Source organism: Halomonas sp. DP3Y7-2 (assembly GCF_019800795.1).
Classification (GTDB): Bacteria; Pseudomonadota; Gammaproteobacteria; order Pseudomonadales; family Halomonadaceae; genus Halomonas; species Halomonas litopenaei_A.
The window spans coordinates 389,222-402,216 of the sequence record NZ_JAHVKJ010000007.1 but is presented as its reverse complement, the minus strand read 5'-3'; the positions used below and the strand labels follow the sequence as shown (position 1 = coordinate 402,216).

8 protein-coding genes are annotated in these 12,995 nt (G+C 64.1%); all 8 read right to left on the bottom strand.

What is annotated here, in order from left to right:
- Positions 1 to 286 precede the first annotated feature (286 nt).
- Positions 287 to 1,648 (bottom strand): GntP family permease, encoded by a 1,362-nt coding sequence (locus KUV45_RS08755; RefSeq protein WP_222162745.1) that lies wholly within the window; start codon positions 1,646 to 1,648, stop codon positions 287 to 289.
- A 265-nt stretch (positions 1,649 to 1,913) separates the two neighbouring features.
- Positions 1,914 to 3,188, bottom strand: a complete 1,275-nt coding sequence (locus tag KUV45_RS08750; protein ID WP_222162744.1) for a sugar diacid recognition domain-containing protein — start codon at positions 3,186 to 3,188, stop codon at positions 1,914 to 1,916.
- A 77-nt stretch (positions 3,189 to 3,265) separates the two neighbouring features.
- Entirely contained in the window at positions 3,266 to 3,529 is a 264-nt protein-coding gene (locus tag KUV45_RS08745; protein WP_222162743.1) for a hypothetical protein, read from the bottom strand.
- 128 nt (positions 3,530 to 3,657) lie between these two features.
- On the bottom strand, positions 3,658 to 6,645 hold the full coding sequence (fdhF, locus tag KUV45_RS08740) for a formate dehydrogenase subunit alpha (protein ID WP_222162742.1): 2,988 nt from the start codon (positions 6,643 to 6,645) through the stop codon (positions 3,658 to 3,660).
- The gene (locus KUV45_RS08735) at positions 6,642 to 8,387 is read right to left on the bottom strand and encodes an NADH-ubiquinone oxidoreductase-F iron-sulfur binding region domain-containing protein (RefSeq protein WP_222162741.1); all 1,746 of its coding nucleotides are present in this window, start codon (positions 8,385 to 8,387) and stop codon (positions 6,642 to 6,644) included. Before KUV45_RS08735 ends, fdhF begins: the two co-directional genes overlap by 4 nt.
- Positions 8,388 to 8,447: 60 nt before the next feature.
- Complete coding sequence (locus KUV45_RS08730) at positions 8,448 to 9,353, bottom strand: electron transfer flavoprotein subunit beta (protein ID WP_222162740.1); 906 nt, start codon at positions 9,351 to 9,353, stop codon at positions 8,448 to 8,450.
- Complete coding sequence (locus tag KUV45_RS08725; protein WP_222162739.1) at positions 9,343 to 10,839, bottom strand: electron transfer flavoprotein subunit alpha/FixB family protein; 1,497 nt, start codon at positions 10,837 to 10,839, stop codon at positions 9,343 to 9,345. The genes KUV45_RS08730 and KUV45_RS08725 overlap by 11 nt, the downstream gene beginning before the upstream one ends.
- Positions 10,836 to 12,920 carry a DUF3483 domain-containing protein gene (locus tag KUV45_RS08720; RefSeq protein WP_222162738.1) on the bottom strand — a complete coding sequence of 695 codons (2,085 nt, stop codon included), beginning with the start codon at positions 12,918 to 12,920 and terminating at the stop codon, positions 10,836 to 10,838. Before KUV45_RS08720 ends, KUV45_RS08725 begins: the two co-directional genes overlap by 4 nt.
- Positions 12,921 to 12,995: the final 75 nt, after the last annotated feature.

Genomic DNA, 12,995 nt, shown 5'->3' with positions numbered 1-12,995 from the left:
TAAACTCATGTAAGAATAATGCTACAAACTTTACAGTCACATCCTACTTGAGAGGAACAACGCCTGACGGCAGTGAGGCCCTATCACCGCGGTCGTGGAGCGTTGCTGTGAGCCGGCAGTCCTGTGGCCAGGAGCATCGAGCGCCTTGCAAGAGGCCATATGCAGGCGAAAAAGGCAGGTAACAACAGCAGAGACAAACAGTAGGTACTCACCATCGGTACAAACAACAGATAAAAAAGAGGGCAGGCCATTGGCCTGCCCCGTATCGGATCATCGTGACGTGCAGTTAGAGCATCACCAGTGACAGCAGATAGACCAAGGCCATCGCCGTCACCCCCTGCACCAGGGTCGCCAGGGTCTGGGCGCGATAGGCCAAGCCCACGCTCATCCGACTGAACTGAGACACTACCCAGAAGAAACTGTCATTGGCATGGGATACTGTCATCGCCCCTGCGCCGATGGCCATGACGGTCAGCACCCGTCCCATGTCACTCTCGAGACCGAGATCTCCCAGCATCGGGGCCACCAGGGCAGACGTTGTCACCAGCGCCACGGTAGAAGACCCTTGGGCAGACTTGAGCGCCGCAGACACGATAAAGGGCATGAAGATGCCAACCCCCAGTGCGGAAAGCGTTTGCCCAAGGTATTCACCCAGCGCCGTCGCCTTGAGCACCGCACCAAAGGCACCGCCGGCACCGGTGATCAGCAGAATTGGCGCGGCAGCGACAATACCTTCACCGATACGCTGGCTAAACTCTTCGATCTTGCTCTCACTCTTGAGCAGCATCGTGGACAGCAACAAACCGATGACTAGGGCGGTCAACGGCTGTCCCAGGAAGCTGAGCACGGTCAGCACATCACCCTCACCGAAAGGAGCCGCCGGCAGGCGCGCCACCGAACCGATGCAGATCAGCAGGATCGGGATAAAGATCGGAGCAAACGCCGCCATCGGGCTGGGCAGACGGCCGTAGCTGGCACGCAGCGCCTCCCAATCCTGATGGTGGTCGCCGTCCTCGAGGGCCGGATTGGCCACGTCCGGCTCGGTATGACGGAAGCGACGCGCCCACAAGGTGCCAGCCAAGGCGGCAACCGCGGCGACGAAGACCCCCACACCAATCACCAGGCCCAAATTCGCCTCGAGCCCAAGGTTGCCCGCGGCAGCAATCGGACCGGGAGTCGGCGGCACGAAGGTATGCGTGGCATAAAGCCCTGTTGCCAAAGCGACACTCATGGCAATGGGCGATGTCGTCAACTTGCGGGCCAGGGACTCTTTCAGCGAGTTCAGAATCACGAATCCGGAGTCACAGAAGACCGGAACCGAGACGATATAGCCGATAATCGACATGGTCAGCGTCGGAAAGCGATCCCCGAGCTTGGCGATGATCACATCCGCCATGGTGATCGCGGCACCACTCTTTTCCAGAATGATGCCGATGATGGTGCCCAACACAATGACCAGGCCGATATAGCCAAGGATGCCGCCAAAGCCCGATGTGATCGTACTGACCACCGAATCGAGTGGCAGCCCGTAGGCAAAGGCCGCGATAAAGGCCGACGCCAACAGCGCCAGAAAAGGGTGAACCTTTAACTTGCTGGTCGCGATCACGATGAACGCAATCACCAGCAGCAGGATGACAACCAGACTCATGGCGTCTTTGTCTCTCTATGTGGATGAATGGAAGACACCGCCAGCGGACGTGGCAAACGCTCACATCCCGCGACTCACGAGGTGTCCTGCTCCCTGAGGGCCCGGGACCTGCGGAGCTGAGGGGCCTGAGGCCTGACAACGGAAGATTTGATCCCAGTGGGCCAGCATTTCCCCGTGGGAGTATGCCTGATCCGGCCGCGGATAACGCCGTCATCTTGCACAAAATCCGCTGTAAATTGACCGCCCAGGTTGTGCGGATCACCAACTACCCATCATCGATGGACAGCTGAAGTCCCAGGTACAGCTCCACCAGGCCGGTGAAGCGGTGAGGAGAGATACCGGTGATGTCGTGGATCCGATCGAGACGATAACGCAAGGTATTGCGGTGTATATGCAGCGCGTCGGCACAGCGACTCAGATTGCCCTGGTGCTTGATCAGACTGTTCAGCGTCTTGAGCAAGCGCCCGCCGCTGTCGTTCTGGTGAATCAGGTCAATCGCAGAACGAAGCTCATGCCCTTGCCACCCATCCGCCAAGGGCGACAGCAGCACCGGCAGGTGAAGGTCATCGTAGTAGTAGGTCGTTCGCTGCGGGTAGTGCTGCTTGCCGACCTGCAACACCTGCTGGGCACTTTCCACCGACAGGTGCAGGTCCTTGGGGGCATCGAAGGCCCGCCCTACGGCGACCCTGACATCGTCGATGCCATGCCCCCGCAGTCGTTCCAGCAGGTCATTGATCCGCCGCTGTTCATCTGCCATGCCCTCCGCGCCGCCGGACGCCCTGCCGCGCCCCCGATTCATCATCGGCCGTGGCTGCTCTGTCGAGCTCTCACCCCTCGAGCTCTCATCCCTCGAGCACTCACCCCTCGAGCACTGACCCGCCGAGGACCGGCCTGACACAGGCTTGGAGCTAAGCGGCTTGAGGACGAGGATACGGTGCGACGACACCAGCGACACCAGGTTATCCCGCTGAGGTGTGGCCAGCAGCTCCATCAAGCGCTGCATATCGGTCAGGCGCGACGTGGGACTAGCGCGATCCAGCTCAATCAAAACCGCCACCCGAGGCACTCTTACATCAATGCCTAGGCGCTCGGCCCAATCCAGCAACTGGTCGGGAGCAAGCTCATTGTTGATCCAGGAAAGGATGAACCCTTCGCGGTGGCGCTTGGCCCATTCCAGTCGCGCCAGCATATCGGCTTGCTCCACCAGCATTTCAGCCGCGACCTTGACCAGTCGCGCAGACTGGCGGACCCGTTCCGGCTGGCCCGTGATGCCCAGCACACCGACCGTTTTGCCGGCACACTCCAGCAACAGGTTGATGCCAGGGCGCGCGCCCTTGAAGGCCGCCACGTCGGCATCACCGATTTCGAGCGCACTGCCACGTTTCAACGCCAGCACCGCTCCATCATGCAGCGTCCCCAGCCGAGCGGCATCGCCACTGGCGATGATGACCCCGCGTGCATCCATCACATTGATGTTGGCATCGAGGATATCCTGGGTCTTGTCGATGATCTGCTGTGCGAGCTCAGCGCTCAGAATCATGGGGCCACCTGCCACCGTTGGCGAATAGCCTCCATCTTCTCCGGCGCTTTAGCGGGCTGCAAGCCAGGTGTGAACGCTCAATGGGGGGCAACCAGTCCCCCTTCGTCGTTCAAGCCCATCAGGTGGGCATGGATGGCCTGATACACGGATGGCAGTACGATCTCACGCTGGCCCAGCAGCTCTGTGACCAGGGGCGCCAGCCCGGGCAGGCCGCCTTCACGGGCCTTGAGCCGCGCCATACGGGCGCAGGTCTCGGGACAGGCGTCTTCCGGCAATCTCAGCCCAAGAGCCACCAGGCGATCTCGAAAATCACGGCCATCCACCAGCTCGGCAATCATCATGTTCGTGCCCTCTTCTTCATCAGCTCGGCCACGGAAGCGAGGCATCCGGAGCGGATCGCAACGGCACAGGGCCCGCTCTCGCCGTCCAGACCCAGTACGAGCCCTCAGCCCTCAGCCCCAACAGGACCCTAGGACTCTACGGTATCAGCGACAGGCTCGGCGCGGGTCAGACGACACGCTGCATACTTGAACTCCGGAATCTTGCCGTAAGGGTCGAGCGCCGGGTTGGTCAACAGGTTCACCGCTGCTTCAACATAGCAGAAAGGCACGAAGACCATGCCGTCCGGCATACCGTCATCGAGCCGGGCCACCAAGGTGATGGCACCCCGCCGAGTGGAGATCGTCAGCCGCTCACCTGGTTGCATGCCCAGGCGTGCAAGCTCTCCCGCCGACAGGCTGGCCACCGCTTCGGGCTCGAGCTCATCAAGGACACTGGCTCGTCGGGTCATGGACCCGGTATGCCAGTGTTCGAGCTGACGCCCGGTAGACAGCACCGTCGGGTAGTCATGGTCGACAGGCTCGTCGGGGGGCATAGGTAGCGCCGGAGAGAACGTTGCCTTGCCAGTGGCCGTAGGGAAGGCGTCAGAGAACACCACATCGGCACCTTCGGCGTCCGGTGCCGAGCAGGGATAGGTGACCGCCCCTTCCTGTTCAAGGCGCTCCCAGCTGATGTTATCGAACGAGGCCATGCCCTTCTGCATCTCGGCGAAGACGTCACGGGGGTGCTGATACTGCCAGTCGAGCCCGAAACGTCGCGCCATTTCCTGAATGATCCACCAGTCCGGTCGGGCATCCCCTGGCAATGGCAGTGCCTGACGCCCCAACAGCACCTGGCGATTGGTGTTGGTCACGCTGCCGTCCTTTTCCGGCCAGCTCGAGGCCGGCAGGATGACGTCGGCGAACTGAGCGGTCTCGGTCACGAACAGGTCCTGCACGACCAGGTGCTCCAGGCGGGCCAGCGCTCCCCTGGCATGAGCCAGATCCGGGTCGGACATGGCCGGGTTCTCGCCAAGGATGTACATGCCACGAATAGTACCGGCGTGAATGGCATCCATGATCTCGACCACGGTGAGGCCCGGCTCGGGATCAAGGCCGTTGCTGTCCAGGCCCCATAATTCCTCGAAGGATGCCCGCACCTGGGCATCCGAGACCGGCTGATAGTCAGGCAGGACCATCGGAATCATGCCCGCATCAGAAGCCCCCTGAACATTATTCTGGCCACGCAAGGGGTGCAGTCCGGTACCTGGACGGCCGGTGTGGCCACACGCCAGCGCCAGGGAAATCAGGCAGCGCGCATTGTCGGTGCCGTGGGTATGCTGGGAGATCCCCATGCCCCAGAAGATCATGGCCCGCTCGGCGCTGGCATACTCCCTTGCCGCCGCCCGTATCTCCTCGGCGGGAACCCCGCACAGGTCCGCGACCGACTCCGGTGTCTGGCCTCGCACGGCATTGGCCAGCCGCTCGAAGCCCTCGGTATGGTCGCGAATATAGTCCTCGTCGAACAGCGCTTCCTCGATGATGACCTGCAGCATGGCATTGAACAGGGAAACGTCGGCACCGGGGGTAAACCGCAGCACCCGGTGGGCATGCGCTCCCATGGCCTGACCACGGGGGTCGATAATGATAAACCGGGTACCGCGCAGGGCGGCCTGCTTGAAGAAGGTGGCCGCCACCGGATGATTGACCGCTGGATTGCAGCCGGTAAGGATCACCACATCCGCCTGCAGCGCCTGCATGAAAGAGGCCGTTACCGCACCAGAACCGATACATTCCATCAGGGCCGCGACGGAGCTTGCATGACACAGGCGCGTGCAGTGATCGACATTGTTGCTGCCGAAACCAAGACGCACCAGCTTCTGGAACAGCCAGGCCTCTTCATTGGAGCACTTGGCGCTCCCGAAGCCCGCCAGCGCCCGCGGACCGTGGCTTGCCTTCAATTGCGTCAGGCCACCCGCCGCCAGGGCCAGCGCCTCTTCCCAGGACGCTTCGCGGAAATGGGTCAGCGGATTGGCGGGATCAAACGCCGGGTCCAGCCCCTTGGGCACGCCCTCACGGCGTATCAAGGGGCGCGTCAGGCGCGATGGGTGACGTGGATAATCAAAGCCGAAGCGCCCCTTCACGCATAGCCGCCCCTGATTGGCCGGCCCGTCACGCCCCTCGACAAAGGCGATGGCATCATCCTTGATGTGGTAGGTCAGCTGACAGCCAACGCCACAGTAAGGGCAGACCGAGTCGACCTGGCGATCGACATTGGCACGACTGCCCCTGCCGTGGTCGTCGACCATGGTCGCGGGCATCAGGGCACCGGTAGGGCACGCCTGGACACACTCTCCGCACCCCACGCAGCTGCTGTCGCCCATGGCATCGTCAAGGTCGAACACGACCTTGCTGGCAGCCCCACGATGGGCCATGCCAATGACATCGTTGACCTGTACTTCTCGACACGCCCGAACGCACAGGTTGCAGGTAATGCAGGCATCCAGATTGACGGTCATGGCCGGATGACTGGCATCGTGACCCGCCGCCCCTTTGGCTGGCGTCATCGGTGATGTGGGAGGTGAGACAAGGTGCCGCCCTTCGGCCCCATCGCACCGGCCAGGCGGGGTCGGTAAGTGCTCACCGGGGAGGCGATAGTCTGGGGCGTGTCGCACCACATCGCGGCGCCTGCGCGGATAGCGCGCCCGCGCCTGGGTGGCATCCACCGCCAGCCGCTCGGCCATTTTCCACAGCTGACTCGAGCGATCAGGGCTGTCTTCCTGGGCGGGCTGATCGCTGAGCAGCAGCTCCAGCACCCCTTCCCGCGCCAGGCGGGAACGCTCCGAGGTGATGCTCTTTACCACCATGCCTGGGCGTGCCTCGCGCAGGCAGCTGGCAGCGAGTACTCGCTCACCTTCAATTTCCACCATGCAGGCACGGCAGTTGCCATCAGCGCGGTAGCCGGGGGCCTCCTTGAAACACAGATGGGGGATCGTCTCACCGGCGCGCTTGGCCACCTGCCAGACAGTCTCGCCTGGGTAGGCGCTCACTTCGGCGCCGTCCAGCGTCAGCAGAAAGGCCTCTGGCAGGGCCTCGTCCGCGGCGGTGGAAGCGCCCGCGGTCTTGGTGACCTTGGTCATGATGTGGCTCCTTCCGCTGCGTCGCTGACAATGATGTCATGGCGGGAGAGGTCATCGCGGAAATGCCGCAGCAAGCTCAGCACGGGATTGGGGGCAGCCTGCCCGAGCCCGCAGATGGAGGCGTCCTGCATGATGCGCGAAAGACGTTGCAGGTCTTCCACCACCCAGTGCTTGCGCTCCAGCAGGCTCAGCATCTTCTCGCTGCCTACCCGACAGGGCGTGCACTGGCCGCAGGACTCATCGGCGAAAAACGCCAGCAGGTTCACGGCGACGGCGCGCAGGTCATCCTGATCGGACAGCACGATGATCGCCGCAGAGCCGATAAAGCAGCCTTCTGCCTGAAGGGTATCGAAGTCCAGGGGAAGGTCCGCCTTGGACGCGGGCAGGATGCCGCCTGAAGCGCCCCCTGGCAGGTAGCCGGCCAGCCGGTGACCGTCAGCCATGCCGCCGCCGAATTCCTCGATCAGTTCGTTCAGGCTGATCCCGGCGGGAGCCAGATAGACGCCGGGACGACGCACCCGTCCTGACAGCGAGAAGCTCCTCAATCCGCTGCGCTGGCGTCGTCCTTCCCGCGCGTACAGCGCCGCCCCTTCACGCCACAGCACCGGTATCCAGTAGAGCGTTTCGACGTTGTTGACCAGGGTCGGTCGACCGAACAAGCCCTGCTGGGCGACCAGCGGCGGACGGTGGCGCGGCTTGCCGGGCTTGCCTTCCAGGGATTCGATCATGGCCGACTCTTCGCCACAGATGTAGGCACCGGCCCCTCGGCGCAGTATCACCTGCCCAGGGTTGATCAACCCCTGGTCCTCGAGTTCAGCGATGGCCTCGCGCAGCACCCGATGCGCCCCCGGGTACTCGTCGCGCAGATAGATATAGACACCTTCCGCCTGAACCGCCCAGCAGGCCACCAGGGCGCCTTCCAGCATCTGGTGCGGGGCTCGCTCCAGGTAGTAGCGATCCTTGAAGGTGCCGGGCTCGCCTTCATCGGCATTGACGGCACACCAGCGAGGTCCGGGCTGTTCGCGCACGGTGCGCCACTTGCGGTGTGTCGGGAAACCGGCACCCCCCAGCCCGCGCAGGCCTGAGCGCTCAAGCAGCGTGGCCAGGTCCTCGAAATCGACCTGCCCCGCCTGGCATCCCTTGAGCAGCTCGTAGCCCCCTTCCTGCTGGTAGCTGGCCAGGGTCTGCCACACCACCGCCTCTGGGTGGGTACGCCCGGTATCCAGCAACACTTCCACCGCTTCCACGCTGGCATGCCCCAGATGATGATGCCCTACTTCCACTACCGGGGACTGATCGCAGCGACCCATGCAGGGAGCGCGGGTCACACGCACCTGTGCGGGATCCAGGCCGTCCGCCAGTGCATCAGCGAGCCGCTGTGAGCCCGCCAACTGACAGGAAAGCGAGTCGCACACTCGAACGGTCAAGGCAGCAGGCGCTGGCTCATCGTCGTGCACCACGTCGAAGTGGGCATAGAAGGTGGCTGTTTCATACACGGCCGCCATGGGCAGCGACATGTAGCTGGCCAGCGCTCTCAGCCACTCCAGCGCAAGATAGCCATTGGCATCCTGAATCGCGTGGAGGTGCTCGATCAACAGCTGTCGCTGGCGCAGCAGGGGTTGCTGACGCTCGTCCCCGAGCAGATGGCGCAGTGCTTCCAGCACCGAGGGAGTGGTCTGGCGCCCCTTGAGCGTCTTGCGGGTTCGCCTGGCAGGACTGGCGGTCACGGTTTCTGCGGTCATTGTTTGACTCTATTTATGTGGCGTTAAGGTCACCTGGTGACATGCTGGCACCAGCGGCTCTCAGCGTCCATTACCTTGTCGCGCATTAGTGACAGCTGCGCGACTAACCACACCTTCGGCATCAAGAAAGTCAAGAATCGCCGTCGCGCCCTCTGTGGCGGACACCTGCTCGAGTACCCGCCCGCTGCCCGACTCTGCCTTTGCCGCAGCTGCCTTGAACCGTTCGCGCGCATTGGCCGAGGTGACGATCTTCAGCCGCTTCGGCCTTGGCGTGGCAGGCATGAAGGGCCAGGTCGCGCCGGCGGGGTCTGTCGGCGGCTCTGCACCGCTGTCGAGCTGCAGCAGCTGCCCTCGCCGGGCCGGGCCGAAAGCGCTCTGGCGAGGCGCTGGTGCTGCTGCCTCGACCCCGAGAATGGCCGGGAGCCTGACCGCGATGCGCCGACGCTGGCCCCTTGGCAGAGCCTGCAGCACGACGGCCTGGGCCACGCCGGACGATATGGGCTCGATGGCCTCGATCGCGACCACCCCTGGCACCCAGCGCCAGCCCAGACGCTCGGCCAGGGCGATCGGCAACAGACCACTGCCCTCCCCCTGCTCGGCGTGCATGCCACACAGCACAAGTCGTGCGTCGGCGTCGACGGGTGCCCGCAACGCCTCATGCAATGGTGCAAGGGCATCCCCTGCTGGCGCCATATGCATCCAGCGGATGGAAGGTAGCCCCATGCCCAGATAGGCGCGCAGTGCTGTTTCGGTATCCTGTTCCGCCGGGCCAGCGTGCCAACAGGACAGGGTGGTATTGCCAGGCTTGCCCTTGTGCTGGAAGGTCAGCGCCATCTCCAGCGCACGCGCGTCTAGATCGGCCCGTCGAGGGCGCTGGGTCAGGCCATGACGGCCCAGCGACAGCAGCACGTCCAGGCATATCGACGCCGGCTCTACAGCTGCCGGGGCTCGCGGTTCAAGCGACATGGCGGCTCTCCTTGATACGGTCGGAAAGAAGCGAAGACATGTCGGGGCTCTCGGTAGGGTCTGTCGGCGACGATGCCTCTGGACCAACCCCCAGCTGCTGCCGGCTGTCCCTTTGTTCGACCAAGGAGGGTTCGACCAGGGAGGCCAACTCGGCCAGGATCGCATCGCCGTCACCGATCACCGAGAGGTCCGCACGCTTGACCATGTCGCAACCGCCATCAGAGTTGATGGCGATCACCTTCTCGCAGCGCTGAATTCCCTGCAGATGTTGAATCGCACCGCTGATGCCGACGGCCAGATAGACGCGGGCACTGACGAAGGTACCCGTGGCGCCCACCTGACGCTCTCGCGGCATATGCCCTTCATCCACCGCGACCCGCGAGGCGCCTTCGCTGGCCCCTAGCACCCTGGCCGCATGATGGAAGCCGTCCCAGTCACCGACGCCGTTTCCACCCGCAAGAATAAAGGGTGCCTCGGCCAGGGCAATCGCCGCCGGATCCACCGCCACGGCACCGAGATCTTGCATCGGCAGCGGTGCCTCCGGGTGATCGCAGGACGTTCGAGACAGCGGCCATTCACGGGCTTCGTGCCGGGTCGCCGTCACCGGCTCCGCGCATTGTGCGGCAGCCACCACCACACGCGGCAGCGGACGCGCCAGGTCCTGGCGGCCCGAGCCCGAGCGGCATAGGCAGGACCAGCCGCTGTCACTGGCGTCATCCGGCTCCACGCGCCACAGCCCGCAGGCAGGCCGCTCGCCCAGACGTACCGCCAGGCGGCGGCCCAGGTCTCCGCCCTCCAGGGTAGCGTCCGGGAACAGCCAGTGCCGCGGTGACAGCGCCCGGTCCGCCGCCAGACAGGCTGCAAGGCGATCCTCAGGGGAATATCCCGGCGCTACTGGCAGCACGATGACCCGATCTGCTCCGGCCTCGGCCAGCGCATCGTGCAGGGCGCTTTCGAGGGTTGCCGACGGCGATGGCAGCAACAACAGCGCCGTCACGGCAAGCGAGCTGCCGTCGATGTCAGCCCTGTCATCGGCCCTCTCATCGGCCCTCTCATCAGCCCTCTCATCAGCCAGTCGTCGGGCCAGGCCAAACACGTCGCGGTCGTGTTCGCTCAACCGACCTGAGGCGAGATCCGGCACCACGGCAATGACCCCCGCGGGATCGGCCACCACCACGTCGCGACGCTGATCTCGCTGCGTTGCTGTTCGACCCTGTTGTGGTCCGGCGGCGCCGACCAGAGCACCACTGCGATCAATCCGCCGCCGTCCGTTGGGACCCATGACGCCGACAAGGTGGGGATTGCGGCGCATGCGTCCGTTGGGCCCCATCCAGAATGCCTGGCCCTCACCGCCTTGACCGAGGGCCGCCAGCACGGCGAGATGCTCCGGGTGACGTCGATTGCGAGCAATCCCTTCCAGCCTGGGATCTCGGCGGCGGCGAACATCGTGTTGCTGATGCTGGGACGTCGAATGAACATCACTCATTGGCTTGCCTCCTCGACGAGTCGACCAGGATGCCCCGTCTGGCGCGGCCGCCGCCGAGCACCTGTGGCGATCGACGATGCCTCGGAAACCGATTCCTCGAAAACCGATTCCTCTAACACCAAGGCCTCAGCCACCAATTCGGCGATGTCCCGAACCTCCGCCTGGCGATCCACCACCCCCTCCAGCATCGCCGTACACTGGGGGCAGCCCACCGCTACCACATCGGCCTCTACCTCGGCCACGTCGGCCATGCGCATGTCGGGAATCCGCCGTTCACCAGGGATATCGGTGACCGGGGCACCCCCTCCTCCTCCGCAACAGCGTGAGCGAAAGCCAGAGCGCGCCATCTCGGTCAGCTCGATGCCCAGGGCAGCCAGCACCCGCCTCGGCGCATCGAACTCACCGTTGTAGCGCCCCAGGTAGCAAGGATCATGGTAGGTCACACGGGACCGCGGGCGTGGCGCTATCTTGAGCCTTCCCTGCTGCAACAGCTCATCCAGGAAGGTGCTGTGATGACGCACGCAATAGTGGCCGCCAAAGGCTGCGTATTCGTTGCCAAGAACGTGAAAGCTGTGCGGGTCACAGGTGACGATGGTCTGGAAGCCATAGCGCGACAGCGTTGCCACATTGTCCCTGGCCAGGCGTTGAAAGGTGGCCTCATCGCCGAGCCGTCGCGCCACATCGCCGCTGTCACGTTCTTCATCCCCCAGCACCGCAAAGTCCACCTGGGACGCCCGCAGGATCTTCACCAAGGCTCGCAAGGTACGCTGGTTACGCATATCGAAGGCTCCATCACCGAGCCACAGCAGAACGTCCACCTGGCCCAGTTCACGCATCAGCGGCAAGTTCAGGTCTGCCGCCCAGTGCATCCGCGAGTCCGGCGCGAAGCCCCCGGGATTGTCCGTCGCGATCAGGTTGTCGAGCACCGCCGCCCCCTTGCCCGGCGTGGCGCCATGTTCCAGGGTCAAATGGCGGCGCATGTCGACGATGGCATCGACGTGCTCGATCATCATTGGGCACTCCTCCACGCAGGCCCGGCAGGTCGTACAGGACCACAGCGTGTCCGCATCGACCAGCGCCCCGCCTGAGGTCACGACCATCGGGCCGCCAGGCTGGCCACGGTGCTCACCAAGTGGCTTGCCCGGATAGGGCGAGCCATGAAAGCCTGCGTCGCTGCCGCCGGTCATGCCAAGCACCATGTCCTGGATCAGTTTCTTGGGGTTGAGTGGCTGTCCCGCCGCGAACGCCGGACACACTGCCTCGCAGCGACCGCATTGCACGCAGGCATCGAAGCCCAGACGCTGATTCCAGGTGAAGTCCTCCGACGTTTCCACCCCGAGCGGAGCATCAGGGTCGTCAAGATCAAGCGGCTTTAGCCCCGTCGACCGCGGCGATACACCGTCGCGATCGCTCTGCCGGGTCGAGAAGCGTTCGGCACGCCGATGCCACGCCAGGTGCAGTGCGCCGGCAAAGGCATGTTTCATCGGACCGCCCCAGGTCATGCCGAGAAACATCTCGCCAAGCCCCAGCGCCAGCCCAGCCAGCAGCACCAGCGCCAGCGTCCCGCCGAGCACCCCCGTGAGCCACGCCGCAGGCAGCCAAGTGACCATCAGCATGATCAGAGACAGGCCTGCCACGCTGGCGGCAAATACCGTCAGACTCCTTGGCAGTCGCTGCCAGGGTCCGCGGGATAGCCGTGACGGCGGACGTCGACGGCGCCTGGCTACCCGCCGGGCACCGCCCAGCATGACCAGACTCATCACCAGCATCAGTCCTGTCAGCACCATCTCTCCGCCCGCGGGCAGGGGCGCCAGGGTCACCAGCAGCAATAAGCCTGCAGCAGCGACAAACCCGCCTGCGGTAGCCACATGGGTATGAGCAAACGCTTTGTCTCGCGCCACCACATGATGCAGGTCCACCAGGTAGCGACGGGGCATGGCAGCAAGTCCCCCGAGCCATGCCACTGGCGACGGACGACCACGGCGCCACAGCAAAAAGCGCCTGGCAGCCCCCACCAGCGCCAGCAGCAGAGCAGCAAGCACCAGCCCCGTCAGGGAACCGTAAAGAAGCGTCGCGGACATGGGTGGCCTCCTGAACAATGTGGTGAAGAAAAGCGGTGATGAAAGGCGGTGGTGAAGGGCGGCGAAGAAAGACGC